The following is a 21,344-nucleotide window of genomic DNA, read 5'->3' on the forward strand; positions in this document are numbered from 1 at the left end:
TACGAGGAAAGGCTAGACCGCATGAAGATTACCGCCCGCCAGCTTGTAAGCTCCTTTAGTTTTGTTATGTTGGCCGCAGCTGGCGCGGCGGCCGCGCCTATCCCCGAACTGGTGCAAAAGGATGGCCGTCACGCCTTGATGGTGGACGGCGCGCCTTTTGTCATGTTCGGCGGGCAGGCGCAGAATTCGAGTAACTATCCGCTGGCACTGAACAAGGTGTGGGCGGCGATCAAGGACATGAACGCCAACACCCTCGAGATCCCGGTCGCATGGGAGCAGATCGAGCAGGTGGAAGGCAAGTTCGATTTCAGCTACGTTGATACGCTTGTGGCCGAGGCGCGCAAGAACAAGGTGCGCCTGGTGCTGCTGTGGTTCGGCACCTGGAAGAACACCGGCGCCAATTACGCGCCGGAGTGGGTCAAGTTTAACAACGCACGCTTCCCGCGCATGCTGGACAAGGAAGGCAAGCCGATTTACTGCCTGTCGCCGCAAGGCGAGGAGACGCTGAAGGCCGACAAGAAGGCGTTTGTCGCGCTGATGACGCACATCAAAAAGATCGACGAGGCGCACCGCACCGTCATCATGATGCAGGTTCAGAACGAAGTGGGCACCTACGGTTACGCGCGCGACTACGGCCCGAAAGCCGAAGCGGCGTTCAATTCGCCGGTGCCCGAGGCGGTATTGAAGCGTAAGAAATCGCCGGTGGCGCTGGCCGCCAGCGGCACCTGGAAACAGGTCTACGGCGACTACGCCGACGAGTACTTCCACGCGTATTCGATCGCCAGCTACATCGGCGACATCGCCAAGGCCGGCCGCGCGGTGTACAACTTGCCGATGTACGTCAATAACTCGATCCGCGATTCGCTCGAGGAGCCGGTCAAGCCGTGGAACAAGAACTTCGCCAGCGGCGGCCCGACCTTCGACGTGATCGATATCTACAAGGCCGCCGCGCCGGCGATCGACTTCGCCGCGCCGGACATCTACAGCCCGGATTCGAAGAAGTTCGTGGCCACGCTCGACAAGTTCCAGCGTCCGGACAATCCGCTTGCCGTGCCGGAGATGAGCAACGCCGCCGAATACGTGCGCTATGCCTATCTCGTGCTGGGCCGCGGCGCGATCAACTTCTCGCCGTTCGGCATCGACTACGCGGACTACAGCAATTTCCCGCTCGGTCACAAGGCCACCGACAAAACGATGGTCGAGCCATATGGTCGCATTTATTCGGCCTTCCGGCCGATGGAGCGCCAGTGGTCCAAGTGGGCCTTCGAGGGCCGCACCTATGGCGTGGCCGAGGGCGACGACCGCGCGCCGCAGACCATCGCGATGAAGGGTTGGAAGGGCACGATCTCGTTCCGCGAATGGCAGTTCGGCGAACGTGAGTATTTCAAGGAAGTGAAGGACCTGCCGGCCGGCACCGAGAAGCCCAACGGTGGCGTGGCGATCGCGCAGATCGCCGACAATGAGTTCATCATCGTCGGCCAGCATGCGCGCGTGAAGATCGACAACGCGGACGGCAAACCAACCATGTGGGCGCGCGTCGAGGAAGGGTACTATGATCCATCCGGTAAATGGATCATGGAGCGCAACTGGAACGGCGACCAGACGGACTACGGCCTCAATCTGACCGGCAAGCCGGTGGTGTTGAAGGTTAAAGTCGGAACGTACTGAGTATAAAAACAGGAGATAGAGAACATGCGATTCAAAGCGATAGTACCGGCGGCTTCGTGCCTGGCGGTGATGATGTCCGGCCAGGCCCTGGCCGGCACGTTTGAAAAAACCTCCACCGGCGTGGTGGTCAAGCCCGATTCCGGCGCCAAGGAAGTGCGCCTGGAAGTCATGAGCGACAATATCATCCACGTCGTCAAGACCGACAAGGAAGGCAAGGAGCTCACGCCATCGCTGATGACGGTGGCCGCACCTGTTAGCGGTATCTTCAGCGTCACGTCGTCCGGCAAGGACAAGGTCACGCTCAAGGCCAAGAAAATCTCCGTGGCGGTGTCGCTGGCGACCGGCCAGGTGCAGTTCTTCAACGCGGCCGGCAAGGCTTTCCTGAGCCAGGCCTCGGAAAGCATGGACCCGGTCGATGTCGGCGGCAAGCCGTTCATGGCGGTCAAGCAGGGCTTCAACCACGGCACCAAGGACGCCTACTACGGCTTGGGCCAGCACCAGAACGGCCAGATGAACCTGAACGGCGAAGACGTGCTGCTGATGCAGCACAATATGGTCATCGCCGTGCCGTTCGTCGTCTCGGACAAGAACTACGGCGTTTTGTGGGATAACAATTCGATCTCGCGCTTCGGCGACGCCAAGCCATATGGCTTCCTGAGCCGCGACCTGAAACTGGTCGACGCCGAAGGCAAGGCCGGCGGCCTGACCGCGCGCTACTACGTCGACGACAAACTGGTGCTGACGCGCCAGGAAAAGGACATCGATTACCAGTACCTGAAGGACGTGGCCGAGAACTGGCCGAAGGAACTGGGCGATCCGAAGAAGGCCACTGGCGTCAAGGTGGTGTGGGAAGGTACGCTGACGTCCGACAAGGCCGGCGTGCACAAGATGCAGATGTATTCGTCGGACTACGCCAAGCTGACCATGGACGGCAAGGAAGTCATGGACGTGTGGCGCCAGGGCTGGAATCCGTGGTACCACAACTTCGAGCAGAAGTTCGAAGCGGGCAAACCGGTCAAGCTGCAACTGGAATGGAAACCGTCGGGCGGCATGATCGCCATGACCCACAACGATCCGCTGCCTGCGCCTGAGCGTCATTCGCTGACCTTCTCGTCGGAAGTCGCGCAGAGCATCAACTACTACGTCGTCAACGGCGAGACCAGCATCGACAATGTCATCGCCGGCTACCGTCACCTGACCGGCCAGGCGCCGATGATGCCGAAGTGGGCCTACGGCCTGTGGCAGTCGCGCCAGCGCTACGAGACGCAGGAGCAGCTGCTCGGCGTGTTGAAGGAGTACCGCAAGCAGGGCTGGCCGGTCGATAACATGGTGCAGGACTGGTTCTACTGGCCGCAAGACGGCTGGGGCTCGCACGACTTCGACAAACAGCGCTTCCCCGATCCTAAAGGTTTGGTCGACGAGGTCCATAAGAACAACGCCCGCATCATGATTTCGATATGGGGCAAGTTCTACTCGAACACCGCCAACTACAAGGAGCTCGAATCGAAGGGCTACATGTGGACCAAGAACGTCGAAAACGGCGATCTTGACTGGGTTGGCCCTGGCTACAAGAACAGCCACTACGATCCGTACACCAAGGGCGCGCGCGAGATGTACTATCGCCAGATGAAGTCCAAGCTGGTCGACCTGGGCTTCGACGCCTGGTGGATGGACAATACCGAGCCTGACGTGCTGTCGAACACCCGCCTGGAGGACTTCAAGAAGCTGATCGGACCGACCGTCTACGGCGCCGGCGAAATCACCTTCAATCCGTATAGCCTGGTGCATACCGAGGGCTTCTACCAGGGCCTGAAGGGCGACCAGCCGGACAAGCGCCAGTTCATCCTGTCGCGTTCCGGTTTCGCGGGTATCCAGCGCAACGCCACCGCGCTGTGGAGCGGCGACACCGTCAGCCGCTGGAACAACCTGTACGACCAGATCTCGGCCGGCGTGAGCATCTCGATGTCGGGGATCCCGAACTGGACGCACGATATCGGCGGCTACGCGCAGGAAGCGCGTTACCAGGTCGGCGCCACCGGCACCGCGCAGGAAAACCGCGTGGTCGGTGCGGCCGTCGCCAATCCGGAGGACATGAAGGAATGGCGCGAGCTGAATCTGCGCTGGTGGCAGTTCGGCGCGTTGTCGCCGCTGTTCCGCTCCCACGGCGAAGTGGTCAAGCGCGAAATCCACGAGATCTCGCCTGAAGGCTCGCCGATGCGCGACTCGATGGTCTGGTACGACAAGCTGCGTTATCGCCTGATGCCTTATATTTACTCGACGGCGGCGACCACCCACTACGACTCGGGCACCATCATGCGCGGTCTGGTGATGGACTTCCCGAAGGACGACGCGGTCAAGAACATCAAGGACCAATACCTGTTCGGCCACAACCTGATGGTCGCTCCGGTATATGTGTACGGTGGCCGCGAGCGCGACGTCTACATGCCGAAGGGCGCGAACTGGTATGACTTCTATACCGGCGAAGTGCACAAGGGCGGCACCAGGACCTCGATCAAGGCGCCTGAAACCCGTATGCCGCTGCTGGTGAAAGCCGGCGCGATCCTGCCGATGGGTCCTGTGACGCAGTACGTCGACGAGAAACCGGACGCGCCGATCACACTGAACATCTACACCGGCGCGGACGGCAAATTCAGCCTGTACGAGGATGACGGCGTGTCGAATGCGTACCTGCGCAACGAGTTCTCGCGTATTCCGCTGAGCTACAACGACAAGACCGGCACCGTCACCATCGGCGAGCGCGTTGGCCAGTACAAGGGCATGGTCGCCAAGCGTGAGTTCAAGGTACGCTTCATCAAGGCCGGCGTATCGAGCTCGGATAACTTTGATGCCGCCGACAAGACGGTGAGCTACGAAGGCAAGGCGGTCACCGTCAAACGCTGATTTCCGCGCTGACGATGGTTCCTCGATGACGGCGGGGGCGGTACATGCCGCCTCCGCCGTTTTTGTTTCGCTTCACAAGACAATATTCATGAAAATTCTGCTGCGCTCCACATTGTTTTTCTCCTCGGCCCTGGTCGTCGTCGCGGCGGCGGCGGCCCCGGATCTGACGCTGCGCTACAAACAGCCGGCGCCCGATACGCCGGAGGGTTGGGAGCGCGAAGCGCTGCCGATCGGTAACGGCCGTATCGGCGCAATGATCTTCGGCCAGCTGGCGCGCGAGCGCATCCAGTTCAACGACATCACGCTATGGACCGGCGACGACAAGGTGATGGGTTCCTACCAGCCGTTCGGCGACGTGTATGTGAACCTGCCGGGGCATGACCAGGCCACCACCGATTATTCGCGCCGGCTCGATATCGGCCAGAGCCTGCACAGCGTCAGCTACACGCACAAGGGCGTGAAGTTCAAGCGCGAAGCCTTCGCCAGCTATCCGGCACAGGTGATCGCGGTGCGGCTGACGGCCGACAAGCGCGGGCAGTACACCGGCTCGATCGAACTGACCGACGCGCACGGCGCGCAGATCAACGCGCTGGGCAACCGCATCGTCGCCACCGGGTCGATGCGCGGCAAGGGCGATCCGTCGTCGAACGCGATGGACTACGCCAGCCAGGTGCAGGTGCAAAACGAGGGCGGCGCCATCGCCATCGACGGCAACAAGATCACCTTTACCGGCTGCGACGCGGTGACCCTGATACTCGGCGCCGGTACCAGCTACGTGCTCGATGCGGCGAAGAAGTTCCAGGGCGGGCATCCGCTGGCGCGCGTGTCGGCGCAGGTGGGCGCGGCGGCGCGTCCGTGGCCTTCGCTGCTGGCGGAACACCGCAAGGATTTCCAGGCGCAGTTCAACCGCGTCGACGTTGACTTCGGCGCGGCCACGGCGGCGCGGCGCGCGCTGCCGACCGACCAGCGCATCGCGACCTACACCACCGAGGGCAGGGACCCGGAGCTGGAGGCGCAGTTCTTCCAGTACGGCCGCTACCTGCTGATCTCCAGCTCCCGCGGTTCGCTGCCGGCCAATCTGCAAGGGCTGTGGAACAACAACCCGACGCCGCCATGGCGCTCGGACTACCACACCAACATCAACGTCCAGATGAACTACTGGCCGGCGGAACCGGCCAACCTGTCGGAACACGCGCTGCCGTTCCTGAACTTCGTGCAGGGGGTGGCGCCGGTGTACCGCCAGTTGATCGCCGACACGGCGGCCAAGGCGATCGCCGATCCGTCCTCGGTGGTGATGGCCGTGCCGGACCTGAGCGGCGAGGCGGTGCAGAAGGAGGAAACCTTTGTCAGCGCGGCCGGCAAGCCGGTGCGCGGCTGGACCTTGCGCACCGAGTCCAATCCGTTCGGCGCCATGGGCTACATCTGGAACAAGACCGGCAACGCCTGGTATGCCCAGCACTTCTGGGAACACTACGCGTACACGCAGGACAAGACGTATCTGCGCGAGGTGGCGTATCCGGTGATGAAGGAGGCGGTCGCGTTCTGGCAGGACTATCTGAAGGTGTTGCCCGACGGCCGCCTGGTCGCGCCGCTGGGCTGGTCGCCGGAGCATGGCCCGATCGAGGACGGCGTGACCTACGACCAGGCTATCATCTGGGATCTGTTCAACAATACCGTCGATGCGGCGGATGTTCTGGGCGACGTCCAGTTCCGCGATGAGATAGCGGGCTGGCGCGACAGGCTGGCCGCGCCGCGCATCGGCAGCTGGGGGCAGCTGCTGGAATGGATGGAGGAGAAGAAGAGCGATCCGGTACTGGATAAACCGGGCGACACGCATCGCCACGTGTCGCACTTGTTCGGCGTCTTCCCGGGCCGTCAGATCTCGCCGACCAAAACGCCCGAGCTGGCGGCCGCCGCCCGCAAGTCGCTGGAGAGCCGTGGCGACGCCGGCACCGGCTGGTCGATGGCGTGGAAGACGGCTTTCTGGGCGCGCCTGCTGGATGGCGATCGGGCGTACAAGATGCTGCGCGGGCAGCTGGCGAAACCCGGCGCGCGCGCCGCGCAACAGAGCGGCCAGGGCACGGAGTCGAACAACGCCGGCGGCACCTACGCCAACATGTTCGATGCGCATCCGCCGTTCCAGATCGACGGCAACTTCGGCGCGACCGCGGCGATTTGCGAGATGCTGCTGCAATCGCAGACGGGCGAGCTGCACTTGCTGCCGGCGCTGCCGTCGGCATGGGGCACCGGCTCGGTCAAGGGCTTGCGCGCGCGCGGCGGCTACGAGGTCGATCTGGCATGGAAGAACGGCAAGCTGGCCTCGGCGACGATACGCCGCACGGCGGGCGAGGGCGCCGGCAAGGTACGTTACGGCGACAAGGTTATTCCGCTCAACCTCAAGGCCGGGGAGAGCAAACGTCTGGGAGAAAAACTATGATGCGACAGGTCCTTGGAACGCTGCTGCTGGCATTGAGCGGACTGGCTTTTGCGGAAGGTACGCAGATAAGGTATTTGAGCGGCACCGACAAGGACCATCGTGTCGACTGGGAGTTCATGGTCAACGGCGGGCGCAATAGCGGCGCGTGGAAGACCATACCGGTGCCGTCGAACTGGGAGATGGAGGGCTTCGGCACCTACCGCTATTTCAACGACTGGGAAAAAGACCCGGCGCCGGACACCACCGGCATCTACCGCCACCAGTTCGAGGTGCCGGCCAACTGGCAGGGCAAGCAAATCGATATCGTGTTCGGCGCCTCGATGACCGATACGCTGGTGAAGATCAACGGACAGCCTGCGGGCGCCGTCCATCAGGGCGGCTTTTATGAATTCCGCTACGATATCTCCAAGTTGCTGAAGCCGGGGCAGGGCAACCAGCTGGAGGTGACGGTCAACCGCTACTCCGCCAATAAATCGGTCAACCGCGCGGAGCGTAGCTCGGACTACTGGCTGTTTAGCGGGATCTACAGGCCCGTGTGGCTGGAGGCCAAACCCCTGGAAAATATCGACCGCATCAGCCTCGATGCGCGCCACAACGGCGATTTCAGTGCCGATGTCTTCCTGGCCGGCCAGCCGGACGGCAAGGTGGTCGCGCGCGTGACCACTTTGGATGGCAAGGCGCTTGGCAAGGAAATGAGCGCGCATGTCGTCGGCGGCAAGGCCCACGTCAGCGGCAACGTGGCGAAGGTGACGCCCTGGTCGGCCGAGAATCCACAACGCTACAAGGTCAACTTCCAGCTGGTCAGCGGCAGGAAGGTGGTGCATGAAGTGAGCAAGACCATCGGCTTCCGCACCATCGAACTGCGGCCGCGCGATGGCGTGTATGTCAACGGCTACAAGGTGCGTTTCAAAGGATCGAACCGGCACACGATCTGGCCGACGTCGGGCCGCGCCAGCAGCAAGGCGCTGAGCTACCAGGACGCGAAGCTGATGAAGGAAATGAATATGAACGCGGTGCGGATGTCCCATTATCCGCCGGACCCGCATTTCCTCGATGTCGCCGATGAAGTGGGTTTGTATGTGATCGACGAGTTGACCGGCTGGCAGAAATTCTACGACACCGATGTCTCGACGCCGCTGGTGAAGGAACTGGTCACGCGCGACCAGCACCACCCGTCGATCGTCTTTTGGGCCAACGGTAACGAGGGCGGGTTCAATCTGGATCTGGACAAGCTGTATCCGGAGTGGGACACGCAAAAGCGTCCCGTCATCCATCCATGGGCGAATTACGGCGGCATCGATACCGCGCACTATCCGACCTATGACTGCTGCGCCACCTCGCTGTTCCATGGACGCGATGTCTTCATGCCGACGGAGTTCCTGCATGGGCTGTACGACGGCGGCGCCGGCGCGAGCCTGGACGACTGGTGGAAGGATATGCTGGCCAATCCGCTGAGCGCCGGGGGCTTTATCTGGGCATTCGCCGACGAGGGTATCGTTCGCGACGATAAGAATGGCGCCATCGACGTCGCCGGCAATCTGGCGCCGGACGGCATCGTCGGGCCTTACCGCGAGAAGGAGGGCAGCTTCTTCGCCGTGAAGAAGATCTGGACGCCGGTGTACCTGCCGTTGTCGGAGATGGCCTTCTTGCCACCTACCTTCGACGGCAAGATCACGCTGGAGAATCGCTACGATATCTCCAATCTGAATCAGGTGAAGTTGAGTTGGCAATTGGTGAAGTTCGGCAGCGAGACAGGCCATAAGGTTGTAGCCAAGGGCAGTGCAAAGGCGCCCGATGTCGCCGCCGGCATGCGCGGCACCACCAGCATCGCCTTGCCGGCCGACTGGGCGCAGCAGGATGCCTTGTACTTCACGGCGACGGACCGCGACGGCCGCGAGATCTATACATGGTCGTGGATGATCGCCAGCGCGCAGCAGGTGGCGCAGCGCATGCAACCGGTGGCTGCGGCGTCAAGCGCGGCCACCTTGACGGAAGCGGGCGACGGCTTCGAGCTGAAGGCCGGCGCGCTAAGCGCCGTCATCGACAAGAGCACGGGCTATCTGCGTGCGCTGAAGAAGGGCGATACGATTGTGCCGCTGACGAACGGCCCGCGCCTGGTGGCGGGCGCCGCGACGTTGAAGGGCATCGCCGCGCGGCGCGATGGCAACGACGTCGTTGTCCAAGCCGAATATACGGGCAATCTGCGCAAGGTGAACTGGCGCCTCAATGCCGCCGGCACCTTGAGCGTCAACTACGCGTACAACATGGAAGGTGGCAAACCGGCCGATGCGTTGGGCGTGACCTTCGATTATCCGGACGCGCAGGTGAATTCGATGCGCTGGCTGGGGCGCGGTCCTTATCGCGTGTGGAAAAATCGCACGCAGGGCGTGGAGTTCGACGTATGGCAGAAGGACTACAACGACACGATCACCGGCCTGTCGTGGAACTATCCGGAGTTCAAGGGCTTCCACGACAAGGTCTACTGGGCGAAGCTGGCGACCAACACACTGCCGATCACGTTCATCAATCACAGCGACGACATCGCGCTGCGGCTCTTCACGCCAAGGGAGGCCAGCGGCGAAGGCTTCGAGCCGAAGGCCACGCACATGGATTTTCCGCCGGGGGATATCTCGTTCCTGAACGCGATCCTGCCGATCGGGACCAAGTTCCACCCGCCGCATGAACTGGGACCGTCGGCGCAGCGCGGCCGCACGCCGAACCTGGGGATCTGGCTGGAAAATACGATCGATATCGTCGTAGGTGACTAGAAAACCGATCGGGGTCAAGTCTGACATTCGGACACGAGCTGATAGGTAAGGCTCCAGGCATGAAGGATGCGGGGCGCTCAAGGATGTGCTCGTGTCCGAATGTCAGACTTGACCCCCGCCGTCGTTACAGGGTTTTTGCGAGCCACGCGGCGGTGAGATCGATCAGGCGCTGAGCCGCCGGGCTTCCGGCTTCGAACACGTTGAATACGTGATCCGCGCCGTCGATCATTTCCGCTTGCGCGGGCTTGCCCGGGGCGATGCGGATCAAGTCGAAATCCCGCTGGGGCAGGTAGTCCTTGCTGCCACGGACCGTCAAAAACGCGCCCGGATACCTGGCCAGCGATTTGTCCAGGTCCACGCCTTTGAAGCTTTCGTAGAACTCGCGCTTGGTGGTGATGGTTTTCCAGCCTGGCACCACCTCCGATGCCACGCCGTCCCGCACCGCCTTCTGCGCCGCCGGCTTCGACATCATGTACTTGTAAATATCCCCGCTCGGCGTGGACCACAGCACCATGCTGCGGAACCATTCGGGATGCTTTCCACCCACGACCATCGCTGTGGCGCCACCCAGACTCCAGCCCAGCACCGCGCTGTGCGCGATCTTGACGCCGGGCTGCTTTTGCAGGAACGCATAAGCGGCCTCGGTGTCGGCGATCCGGGTGTCGAGCGTCGAGTCGATTTCGCTGCGCATGCGCGCGCCTTCGCCACGGAAGTTGATGCGCAGCGAGGCGATACCCACCTGCGCCAGCTTGGTCGACATGCGTTTGCTCAGGTCCCCGGCGCCATTCAGGTCGTCGGCGAAGCCGTGCAGCAGCAACACGGTCCGGCCGTCCCATGCGCCGTCGGGCGTGACCCATTCGCCGGTGACCTCGGGCGCCACCGTCACCGGCTTGACAGCGGCGTGCGACAGGGCGGCAGCGGCGCTGAACGCCAGTGCCAGCAGGCCGCGTTGAAGGAGCGAGGCCACGCCGCGCGATGGGAGGTTATTTTGCATGTTAGCCTTGGGCCAGGTCTTCACCGCGCAGAAACGCGGCGATGGTGGGGTTGATCGCGTCGCCATGGGTGATCGGTCCCATATGGCCGCCGCGTGTTTGCAGCGCCCGCGCGTTGGGCAACGCGGCCGCCAGTTGCGCCGCCAGCGACCGGGTCGAGGCGGGACTGTGCTGGCCGGACAGCACCAGCGCCGGCATCGTCAGCACGGCCAGGTCGGCAAAGGAGACCGGCTCGCCCAGCAGCGCCTGGAAATCCAGCTTGACCTTGGCGATTTGCGCGATCATCTTGTCCTGGGCCGAAGCCGGCGCGGCGTCGAACGCGCCCGGGCGGTTCCAGTAGTCGATGAAGATGCGGGTGGCGTCGCGGTCGGAGGCGCATGCCATGATGCCGCCGACGACGGTGACGATTTCCACCCGCGCCGCGTCCTGCTCCGGCAGCAGGTGGAAGGCGACCGGTTCGAACAATGTCAATGTGCGTACGCGCCCCGGCATGCGGCGCGCCAGGTGCAGCGCGGAGGCGCCGCCGAACGAGTGGCCGACCAGGTGGAACGCTTGGTCCGGCGCCAGCTGCGCGGCGATGGCTTCGGCGATGGCGTCCGCTTCGTGGGCCAGCGTGTGGGTGTATGCTTCGCCCTGGCCGGCGCCCTGCGGATAGGGCGCGGCGCCGTAGCCGAGCAAATCGAGCGGGATGCAGCGGAAATCGGGCGTGAGCTGTTCGACAAGTGCCGCCCACTGGGCCTTGGAACTCATGGAGCTGTGCAGCAGGACGGTGGCCGGTTTCATAAGAGGCGGAGAGCAAAACGAAGCGCAGATTATACCGGTTCGCCCCTGTTATCTTGAGAAACAGGCGGCCTGCCCGCATTTGATGTTTGCCACGGGCAAATGTATTTGTACGCTGGCGTACAGCAGAGAGTCAAGACGAGGGTAAAGTAGAGGGATGGACAATTCAAAAAAAGTCGCCGGTTTGGCCGGCATCGTCAGCGTGCTGTGGATGGGATTGACGGCGGCGGTCGCGGCCAACCAAAAACGGCTGCTGTTTAATCCTCTCGGCAGCCGCCGAGAGGTGCTCAAACCTTACAGCACCGGCCATCGCACCCGCCCCATCGTGATCCGCGCGAAGGACGGCACGCGTTTGTCCGGGTGGCTTATGACGCCGCTGGTGGCGGGACAGACGCCGGGCGTAATCTATTTCGGCGGCCGCTCGGAGGAGGTGTCATGGGTGGCGCGCGACGCCGGCAAGCTATTCCCCGGCATGGCGGTGCTGGCGGTGAATTATCGCGGCTACGGCGATTCGCACGGCGATCCGGCCGAGGCGCATTTCGTCGAGGACGGGCGCATGCTGTTCGACTGGCTCAGCGAGCGTCATCACGTCGATCCGGCCCGCATCGCCGTCGTCGGCCGCAGCCTCGGTTCCGGCGTGGCGGTGCAGGTGGCGATGGAGCGCGAGGCCAGCGCCATCGTGCTGATTACGCCCTACGATTCGATCCTGGCGATCGCCAAACGCAAATTCAGGACGCTGCCGGTGGAGTATGTGCTGCGGCATAAATTCGAGTCGGTTAAATATGCGCACCAGTTGAAGGCGCCGACCTATGTGCTGCGCGCGGCGTTCGACGATGTGGTGCCGCATTCGCATACCGATTTGCTGGTGCAAAAACTCGGCACTTTGCACGCGGACGAAATCGTGCCCGATTCCGACCATATGAACATCCCCTATCTGGAATCGACGCAGCAGCGCATCGCCAGCTTCCTGACCGAACGCTTTAGCCAGCCGGTTCAGCGCAGCGAGGCCGACCTGCCTGTCCTGCCCCCGGCCATGGCGGGCTAGGCGGGTGACTTGCCGTCGGTGGCGATTGTTGTTTAAGGGTAACAATGTGAAGTTTACGCCTTAGTTTGGGGCTATCATGTTTCGGTTGCTGCACAATCGCAGTGTTTTCCTCACAGGATGGGCCGAATGTTCCAATTGCTAAACAACATTAGTGTTAAACGTCGTCTCGTCCTGGGCTTCGCCAGCATCCTGCTGTTGGCGCTGATCGCCATCGTGATCAGCATCACCCGCTTGAACAGCGTGGCGGCCGCCACCCGCCACATGATCGACGAGCCGATGGCCACCGAGCGCTATCTGCAGGACTGGTATCGCTACATGTTCGCGGCGGTGCCGCGCACCACCGCCATCATTGTCAGCACCGACGCCAGCCTGGGCGACTACTTCGCCGCAAACATCAAGGCATCGTCGGACGCTTCCAGCGCGCTGCAAAAGCAGGTCGAGGCGCGCATGGACAGCGACGCCGAAAAGTCCCTGTTTGCGGAGCTGGGCGCGCGGCGCAAGGCGTTCCTCGCCTCCCGCGACGCCACCCTGGCGCTCAAGAAGGCCGGCAAGGTCGACGAGGCGCAACAGCAAATGCGCGAGGTCTACACACCTGCCAGCGTGACGTATCTGGCCACGGCCGAAGCGCTATTGAAGGAACAGCGCCGCCAGATCGACGAGGCCACCGCGGAAATCGAAGACATCAATGTCGCCAGCCGCAACCTGATGATCGCGCTGGCGGTTGTTATCCTGCTGCTGGGCGGGACGCTGGCCTATGCGCTGGGCCGCTCGATCGCGGAGCCGCTGGAGCGCGCGGTGGCGCTGGCGCGCCGCGTGGCCGAGGGCGACCTGACCTCGCGCCTGGAGAACCAGGCGCGCGACGAGACCGGCCAGCTGCTCGACGCGCTGGGCAAGATGAACGGCAGCCTGTCGCAGCTGGTTGGCGACGTGCGCCTGTCGACCGACACCATCACCGTGGCGGCGCAGGAGATCGCGGCCGGCAACGCCGATTTGTCGGCGCGCACCGAGGCGCAGGCCGGCGCGCTGGAGGAAACCGCCAGCTCGATGGAGGAGTTGACCAGCACCGTGCGGCAGAACGCCGACAGCGCGCGCCATGCCAATGAGCTGGTGGTGACGGCGAGCGGCATCGCCGTGCGCGGCGGCGACGTGGTCGGGCAGGTGGTCGAGACCATGGGGTCGATCAAGGCCAGCTCCAGCAAAATCGTCGACATCATCGGCGTCATCGACGGTATCGCCTTCCAGACCAACATCCTGGCGCTCAACGCGGCCGTGGAAGCGGCGCGCGCCGGCGAGCAGGGACGCGGCTTCGCGGTGGTGGCGTCCGAAGTGCGCAACCTGGCGCAGCGCTCGGCGTCGGCGGCCAAGGAGATCAAGGGCTTGATCGACGATTCCGTCGGCAAGGTCGACGAGGGCGGGCGGCTGGTGGATCGTGCCGGCCAGACCATGAGCGAGGTGGTGGCCAGCGTGCAGAAGGTGGCCGAGATCATGGGCGAGATCACGCAGGCGAGCGAGCAGCAAAGCTCCGGCATCGAGCAGGTCAACCGCGCGATCGGTCAGATGGACGAGATGACGCAGCAGAACGCGGCGCTGGTCGAGCAGGCCGCCGCCGCCGCCGCGAGCATGCGCGAACAGGCGCAGGCCTTGCTGTCGCAGGTGGGGCGGTTCACGGTGGAGGGTGGCGCCGGCGCCGGCAGGCTGTCGACGCGGCTGCGACTTTCGTGATTTGTCAGGCGCTGTTGGCGGCTCATGGCGGATTACGCGCTGCGCGCTAATCCGCCCTACGAGTGTTTGTTAGCCGGGTGTCTTCAGGCCGGATGGCGCTGGGCGGCGGTGCCGCGCGCCGTCAGCTGCTTGTGCACCCGCCGTAGTCCCATCCACACCGCCAGGATCACCACCGGCACGGCCACACCCTGCAGGATGTCCGGATTGACCGGCAGTCCGCCGGCCTTCATCGCCTTGCCCGCATAGCCGATCAATCCCAGCGTGTAGTACGAGATCGCCACCGCCGACAATCCCTCGACCGCCTGTTGCAGCCGCAGTTGCTGGGCCGCGCGCGCGTCCAGCGATTGCAGGATCTTACGGTTCTGGCGTTCCTGCTCGATGCCGACGCGGGTGCGCAGCAGGTCGTTGCTGCGGGCGATACGCTTGGCCAGCGCTTCCTGCCGCTGCGAGACCGAGGTACAGGTGTGGATCGCCGGCGCCAGCCTGCGGCCCATGAATTCGGCCAGCGTCGGAATGCCGGTCATGCGCACCTCGCGCAGCTCGTGGATGCGCGCCTGCACCAGGCTGAAATACGCTTGCGACGCGGCGAAGCGGTAGCTGTTGTTGACCGAGAGCTTTTCCAGCCGCGCGGCCAGGCTGGTGATACGGTGCAGCAGGTTCTGTTCCTCGTGCGCGTCCGGGCCGCGCGCGTCCAGCGACTGCGGCATGTCGGCCTGCACCAGGGTGGCCGTCAGGTCGGCCAGTTCGTTTTCAATACCGTTCAACAGCGGCTGCGAGGCTTCGGCGTGCGGCAGGCCGAGGAGGGCCATCATGCGGTAGTTCTCGATTTCCAGCAGGCGCCCGACCAGGCGGCCGGCCTGGAATTCGCGCAGGCCCAAGTCGCGCACGATGAAGCGGCTGAAGCCATCGGGCTGGATCAGGAAATCGGTCCAGACCTCGGCGCCGCTGCCCACGCTGCTGCCGACCATCGATTTACCTTGAAACAGTTCGGCGATGGCTTGTTCGTCGGCGCCGGCGCTGTCGCCGTTGCGCAGCACCACGTGCGAGGCGACGATGATTTTTCCATGCAGGCCCGCCAGCCATTCCTGCGGCACCTGCTGCAGCGGCATGCGGTCGAACGCCGTGCGGAAGTCCAGTCCCGGCTCGCCGCGTTCGACGAAGGTGTAAGTGGCGAATTCGGTGTGGCATTCCCACTTCAGGCGAAAACGTCCGAAGTCGTGGAAGAAGTAGCGCGCCTGCGGATGCGGTCCCGCCACGCCGTAATGGGTGCACAGCTGCTGCAAAATCTGGTGCTGCGTGCCGCGATGGTATTTTTGCGAAGGCTGGTCCTGCTGCAGGTAGAGCGCGAAGTGGGTCAGGCTTTCCGGCGCCTGCAATTGCAGGAAGGGGCGTGAGTGGATCTCGGCCGACAGCGGCACCCGCATCGGGTGGTTCAACTTGGCGAAATCGGCGGTGGCGCGGTAAGCGAGGGACATGACCTTCTCCGGTGGATCGGTATTGTGCGTAAAGGTGATGTTACCGGGGAAAACGCCGCCGGGTGATCACTTTTTTGAGGATTGCGATGCTAAGTCGGCCGGCGCGCCGGGCGCCAATGCGTTAGCGGTCGGCTCGCCGCGCATGAAGGCCGCCAGGTTGGCGAAGGTGACGGCGGCGATTTCGCGCATCGCTTCGATGGTGAAAAAGCCCTGGTGGCCGGTGACCAGCACATTCGGGAACGTCATCAGCCGCTGGAAAACGTCGTCGTCGATGATGTCGCTCGAATGATCGTGGAAAAACAGGTCGCTTTCCTGTTCGTAGACGTCGATCGCCAGCGCGCCCAGTTGCTTGGACTTGAGCGCGGCGATGACGGCCATGGTGTCGATCAGCGCGCCGCGCGAGGTGTTGACCAGCATCGCGCCCGGCTTCATCAGCGCCAGGCTGCCGGCATTGATCAGGTGGCGCGTGGCGTCCACCAGCGGGCAATGCAGGGAGACGATGTCCGATTGCGCCAGCAGCTGTTCCAGCGTGACGCGCGCGGCGATGGCGCCCAGTTGCAGCTGGAGCTGCGGCGCCGGATCGCTGACCAGCACCGTGCAGCCGATGCCCTTGAAGATCTGGGCGGCGGCGGTGCCGATCTGGCCGGCGCCGACGATGCCGACGGTCTTGCCGTGCAAGGTCATGCCGAGCAGGCCGTCGAGCGCGAAATTGCCTTCCCGGACGCGCGCGTAGGCGCGGTGGGTGCGGCGGTTGAGCGTCATCACCAGCGCCAGCGCGTGTTCGGCCACCGCTTCCGGCGCGTAGGTGGGCACGCGGGCCATGAACATGCCTAGCCGCTCGCCGGCCTGCACATCGACGTTGTTAAAGCCGGCGCAGCGCAGCAGCACGGCGCGCACGCCCAGCGCGTGCAAGGCTTCCAACACCTGCGCATCGAGAATGTCGTTGACGAAGACGCAGACCACGGCGCAGCCGTGGGCCAGCGGCACCGTGTCGATGGTCAGGCGGTTGGCGAAGTAGACGGCGTCGATCGGCGACGCCGGCGTGGTGTCCACCGCCTCGAGCCGCGCCTCGTCGAGGAAGCGGCGGTCATACGGTTGGGCGCTGTAGACGGCGATTTTCATGGGGTTGCCGGTTCCAGGTCGGGTACCCACAACAACAGGTCGGTGACGCCGATGTCGACGCCCGCTTGGGTCAGCAAGGTGCTGGCCTGGCCCCGGTGGTGGGTCTGGTGGTTGAAAAAGTGCGCCAGCACGCTGCCGAAATGCTTGCGGTAGAGATCCCCTTTAGTGCTGCGGTATTCGAAGGCATAAGCCAGATCGGCGGCGGTAAGCTGCGGCACCCAGGCGCTGATGATGGCGTCCAGTTGCTCGCGGTGGCGGCGCAGGGTGGCCAGATCATCGCTGAAGCTGTGGGCCAGGCCACCGGGTTGCGGCATCCCGCTCATCGCGGACAGCGCCGGGAAATTGGCCGGGTGCGTGGCGAAGCGCTTGAGCCAGATGGTGTCGCCGGCCAGCAGGTGGTTCATGGTGCCGGCGACGGAGCCGAAGAAGGCCTTGCGGTCCGCCGTCAATTCGTCCGGCGTCAGTTTGGCCGCCGCAGCGTAGAGGTTGCGGTTCATGTCGGCGTTGTAGGCCGCCAGCAGGACGAAGTGCTCGGGTGTGCTCATTCAATCGCTCATTGAGTGGTTCAATTCGCCGGCAGCGCGTCGGGATCCGATTGCAGGAAGATGGCGTCGTTCACCTTGGACAGCATTTGCGCGCGGTCATAGTCGTCCATGGATTGGCCGCCGTCTTGCGGGTCCAGCGTCGGCAGCAGGTCGCGTGTCATCGCCTTGCCGGACGGGGTGGTGTGGTCGTCCTTGAGTTTTCCGAACATGTATTCCAGAACCCGCGTCGAACGGCTGGCCTGCATCTCCAGCGAGGCCTTCACCAGCTTGCCCTTGTCGTATTCGATGCTGGTGGTGCTGCTGGCCGATTCGTCGATCATCATGTATTTGTAGTTCTGCGACTGCGGCTCCAGGTCCAGCGCCAACGTCGCCGTCGGGGAAACCGGCGCATGGTAGCGCGCCTTCAGGTGCGACTGTTGCTGCTGCGAGAGCGCCAGGTCCATCTGCGAGCGGCCGGAGATCTTGGTCTTTTGCGACAGCTCGTAGGCGAAGCTGTCCTTCTCGGTGGACTTGGCGGGATTGGACGCCACCTCGGTCTGCGTGACGGAGGCGGTGAAGTCGGCCAGGCCGGTGGTCGTGGCGCGATCGCGGTCGGTGAGCAGCATGTCGCGCGGCGCCACCGGCGGCGTGCCGTAGTCGCTGTTCATGTCGACCATCGCGTCCTTGAACATGGTGAGCATGGCGGCGTTGCCCTGGCCGCGCATGCCGGCCTGGTCGACCTGTTGCAGATAGCGGTTGAGCGCCTTTGTCTGCTGCTCCTTGCTGCCCCAGCTGGCCGGCTGGCTGAGGTCCACGCCGATCTTGGCCACGCCATCCGGCCCGCTGAAACTGACGGTGCGCTTGCTGCTGTCGGCATGAAATTCGAGGCGCTGCGTTTCCTTGGGACTGAGCTTGATCTCGCCCTTCAGATCGACCGATGACAGGACCGCGCTGTCGAACTGCGTCAGGCCGGCCAGATCGACGCGCGGCGGGTCTTCGGTCAGGCCGTCGACCGCTTTCTGGAAGGCTTCCGACAATTTTCCCAGCGCCTTGCGTTCCACTTCGGTGAGCTTGCCGCTACTTTTCGCTTCGACCGCGATGCTGTTGTCGCCGGCGTCCAGCGACAGTTCGACCGTGACGCCGCTGCGGGTGGTGATGGTCAGCCCGATGCGGTTGTCGCCCATGCCGTGCTGCGACACCTGCGACGGCGATACCAGCATGTCGTAGGTGTCAGCTTGCACGCCGGTAGGGGCTTGCTGGATCGACTGCGAGAAATCCCCGCCGTCGTAGGCGACTTGTTTCAGCAGTTCGCCGCCGAGGCCTTTGAGGCGTCCCGCAACCGGCTGCTCGCCGAAGTTCCGCGCCATCATCGTGCTGGACGTGCTGCGAGTGCGGTTCTCCCAGACCACGGCTTTGGGCTGTCGGCTATCCTGGCCGCCGCTAAGCGATACCATGGTCGATGCGCCGTCGACACGGGTGGCGGAGCCCTGGCCGCTGGCGGTCGGGGATGCGGCGCGGGAGGTCGATGTGGTGGCGCCGGCCGCCGGGTTGGCGGCCGTGTCCCGGCTTAATGGAGTGATGGTGGTCATGGACCCATTATAGAACGGTTCCCCGGCGCTGGACACCGGGTAGCCTCAACCCGGTATGCCTTTAGCGATACGCTAGCGTCACCACTTAGGGGACGTACCCCGGGGGGTACGTCCCCGTATGGCAGTGCGGGTCTGGCGCTAATGCAATCGCACGGGTGGCAGGATTTTCGCGCGCAGCCAGTCGATCAGCGTGTGGGCCGCCATGCGCAAGCTGCCATGTAGCTGCAGTAGGTGTTTTTGGTACATCAACGTATACAGCAGGCTGGCCGCGGCGCCGCCGACGCGGATGCTCTTGCCGGTGAGGGCGCCGGTCAGCACGCCGACCGCCGCCTGCGGTCCGAGCGAAACCAGCGAGCCGTAGTCGTGGTAGCGGAACTCGGGGCGCGGCCCGTCGTCGCGGCGCGCCAGCAGCGCGGCCAGGAACATGGCTTGCTGGTGTGCGACCTGGGCGCGCGGCGGGGCCGCGCCCTTGATCGGGCAAACGTAACTGGCGCAGTCGCCGAAGGCATGAATGCGGCTGTCGCAGGCCGCGCGCAGGCTGGAATCGACCACGATCTGGCGGATGTGGTTGAGCGTCAGGCCGAGCGTGGCGCACAGCTCCGGCGCTTCGACGCCGGCCGCCCACAAGGTCAGGTCGGCGCGATGGGCCACTCCGGTGCTGTCGATCACCGCGTTGTCGGTGACGTGGGCGACGGCCGTCGCGGTGCGCACGTCGATGCCGAGCGAGCGCAGGTGGTTGCAGGCGCGCTGCGATTGCAGCGGGTGCAGGTGGGGCAGCAGGTTGTCGCCACGCTCGATGACGGTGATGCGGATGTCGCGTTCCGGATCGAGCGTTTGGACCCGGTAGTCGGCCAGCGCGCGGGCGCTGTTGCTCAGTTCCGCCGCCAGTTCGACGCCGGTGGCGCCGCCGCCGACGATGACGACATTGAGCTGCTCCTTGCGCTCGCCGGCGCGGATGCAGCCGTCGACGAAGCGGCGGCGGAAGGCTTCGGCGTCGGCCACGCTGTCCAGGGTCATCGCGTGGCGGGCGGCGCCCGGGACGCTGTAGAAGTTGGTGACCGCGCCCAGGGCCAGCACCAGCTTGTCGTAGCCTATGGTGCGGCACACGCCATCGTCCTGGCGGCCGCCGCGCGGGGTGAGGGTGATGGTTTGGTGGGCGCGGTCCACGCACAGCACTTCGCCTTGCATGAATTCGAAGTCGTGGTCCAGGGCTTGCGCGGTAAAGGCCAGTTCCGTGACCTGCGGGTCGCATTTTCCGGAGGCGACGGTGTGCAGCAGCGGTTTCCAGAAGTGGCCCGGGGAGCGGTCCACCAGCAGGATGCGGGCGCGCTTGCCGGCGCCCAGTGTGTCTCCAAGACGGGTGGCGAGTTCCAGTCCGCCCGCACCTCCCCCTACGATGACGATCGTTTCCATTTTTTTTCTCCAGGTTGGTGAGTCGATTGGTGCTGGTGGCGGAGCTTGGCGGATTACGCGCTTTGCGCTAATCCGCCCTACGTGTTTCCGTAGTCATTCCGCGTTTGCGTCCTATGCGGCCAGGTGTTGGCGGTCTTGCTCTTGCTGCTGGTCGGGGGTGTAGGGGCTGGAGCGCAGTTCGTTCAGCGCTTCGAAGGTGATGAATTGGCGCGGGCGGACCACGTCGGCGCCGTAGGGGGCGACCGATACCGTCCACAGGCCGGCTTCCCCGGCGGCGCGCAGGCTTGGGACGGCGGTGTCGATGGCGATGGCGTCGCCGGGCGTCACGCCCATCGCGTGCAGCGCCCTGGCATAAGGGCCGGTGCCGGACGGGCCGTCGAAAGCGGCGCCGCCGGTGACGACGGTGAATACGCTGTTGACGTGCGCGCCGAAGCTGTGTGCCAGCAGCGCCGAGGTGGCGGGCGCCGGCAGGTCGGTCAGGATGCAGATCTTGCAGCCGGCGGCGATCGCGTCGTCGATCAGCGCGAGGGCTGCCGGCAGCGCAGCCGGCGGGTTGGCGACGATCGCCTGATGGAACTGGCGGTGCTTGTCGGCGTGCAGTTCCGCCGCGCGGCTTTTGTCACGGCCGAAAAGCTCGCGGGGGATGACCGTGCCGATGGCGCGCGCATAGCCGTGGGTGGCGGCGGCCGCGCGCAGGGCCGGCAGGGTCCAGCGTATCGACAGGCCGGCGTTGGCGAAGGCCGCGTTGCAGGCCGCTAGGTGCAGCGCTTCGGTGTCGAACAATACGCCGTCGAGGCCGAGGAAGATCACGTCTATGCTCATATCGTTTCCTCAAAATTTGATCTATCGCATTGACGTAAATATAACGGTAGAATCTACAAAAGAAAAATTAAAGATATTCGATAGTT

Annotated in this window: 14 protein-coding genes; 6 read left to right on the plus strand and 8 right to left on the minus strand. The window is 64.1% G+C overall.

The window, feature by feature from the left end; genetic code table 11:
• The first annotated feature begins 21 nt into the window (after positions 1–21).
• The 4 genes from AC0IYS_RS07660 to AC0IYS_RS07675 all read left to right on the plus strand — a co-directional run bounded on the left by AC0IYS_RS07660 (position 22) and on the right by AC0IYS_RS07675 (position 9,774).
• Entirely contained in the window at positions 22–1,668 is a 1,647-nt protein-coding gene (locus AC0IYS_RS07660) for a DUF5597 domain-containing protein (RefSeq protein WP_471704606.1), read from the plus strand.
• Between the two features lie 24 nt (positions 1,669–1,692).
• Positions 1,693–4,569 (plus strand): glycoside hydrolase family 31 protein, encoded by a 2,877-nt coding sequence (locus tag AC0IYS_RS07665; RefSeq protein ID WP_471704607.1) that lies wholly within the window; start codon positions 1,693–1,695, stop codon positions 4,567–4,569.
• 88 nt (positions 4,570–4,657) lie between these two features.
• On the plus strand, positions 4,658–7,006 hold the full coding sequence (locus AC0IYS_RS07670) for a glycoside hydrolase family 95 protein (protein ID WP_471704608.1): 2,349 nt from the start codon (positions 4,658–4,660) through the stop codon (positions 7,004–7,006).
• The gene (locus tag AC0IYS_RS07675; protein ID WP_471704609.1) at positions 7,003–9,774 is read left to right on the plus strand and encodes a glycoside hydrolase family 2 TIM barrel-domain containing protein; all 2,772 of its coding nucleotides are present in this window, start codon (positions 7,003–7,005) and stop codon (positions 9,772–9,774) included. Before AC0IYS_RS07670 ends, AC0IYS_RS07675 begins: the two co-directional genes overlap by 4 nt.
• A 124-nt stretch (positions 9,775–9,898) precedes the next feature.
• On the opposite strand, the gene AC0IYS_RS07680 is transcribed toward AC0IYS_RS07675, so the two are convergent.
• Both AC0IYS_RS07680 and AC0IYS_RS07685 read right to left on the minus strand, forming a co-directional pair.
• A complete protein-coding gene (locus AC0IYS_RS07680; protein ID WP_471704610.1) occupies positions 9,899–10,768 on the minus strand; it encodes an alpha/beta hydrolase family protein in 870 nt (289 codons plus the stop codon).
• Between the two features lies 1 nt (position 10,769).
• Entirely contained in the window at positions 10,770–11,549 is a 780-nt protein-coding gene (locus tag AC0IYS_RS07685; RefSeq protein WP_471704611.1) for an alpha/beta fold hydrolase, read from the minus strand.
• Between the two features lie 154 nt (positions 11,550–11,703).
• On the opposite strand from AC0IYS_RS07685, the gene AC0IYS_RS07690 reads away from it, so the two are divergent.
• Both AC0IYS_RS07690 and AC0IYS_RS07695 read left to right on the plus strand, forming a co-directional pair.
• Positions 11,704–12,591 (plus strand): alpha/beta hydrolase, encoded by an 888-nt coding sequence (locus tag AC0IYS_RS07690; protein WP_471704612.1) that lies wholly within the window; start codon positions 11,704–11,706, stop codon positions 12,589–12,591.
• Positions 12,592–12,717: 126 nt separating this feature from the next.
• Entirely contained in the window at positions 12,718–14,313 is a 1,596-nt protein-coding gene (locus AC0IYS_RS07695) for a methyl-accepting chemotaxis protein (protein ID WP_471704613.1), read from the plus strand.
• 83 nt (positions 14,314–14,396) lie between these two features.
• On the opposite strand, the gene AC0IYS_RS07700 is transcribed toward AC0IYS_RS07695, so the two are convergent.
• The 6 genes from AC0IYS_RS07700 to AC0IYS_RS07725 form a co-directional block, all read right to left on the minus strand.
• A complete protein-coding gene (locus AC0IYS_RS07700; protein WP_471704614.1) occupies positions 14,397–15,788 on the minus strand; it encodes a DUF3422 family protein in 1,392 nt (463 codons plus the stop codon).
• Between the two features lie 66 nt (positions 15,789–15,854).
• A complete protein-coding gene (locus AC0IYS_RS07705) occupies positions 15,855–16,910 on the minus strand; it encodes a 2-hydroxyacid dehydrogenase (protein WP_471704615.1) in 1,056 nt (351 codons plus the stop codon).
• Positions 16,907–17,455: a DinB family protein gene (locus AC0IYS_RS07710; protein WP_471704616.1), complete on the minus strand. Its 549-nt coding sequence runs from the start codon at positions 17,453–17,455 to the stop codon at positions 16,907–16,909. The genes AC0IYS_RS07705 and AC0IYS_RS07710 overlap by 4 nt, the downstream gene beginning before the upstream one ends.
• Before the next feature lie 20 nt (positions 17,456–17,475).
• Positions 17,476–19,023: a hypothetical protein gene (locus AC0IYS_RS07715; protein ID WP_471704617.1), complete on the minus strand. Its 1,548-nt coding sequence runs from the start codon at positions 19,021–19,023 to the stop codon at positions 17,476–17,478.
• Between the two features lie 138 nt (positions 19,024–19,161).
• Complete coding sequence (locus AC0IYS_RS07720; protein WP_471704618.1) at positions 19,162–20,436, minus strand: NAD(P)/FAD-dependent oxidoreductase; 1,275 nt, start codon at positions 20,434–20,436, stop codon at positions 19,162–19,164.
• A gap of 111 nt (positions 20,437–20,547) precedes the next feature.
• Entirely contained in the window at positions 20,548–21,258 is a 711-nt protein-coding gene (locus tag AC0IYS_RS07725) for an HAD family hydrolase (RefSeq protein WP_471704619.1), read from the minus strand.
• Positions 21,259–21,344: the final 86 nt, after the last annotated feature.

Source organism: Duganella sp. AC237, assembly GCF_979254035.1.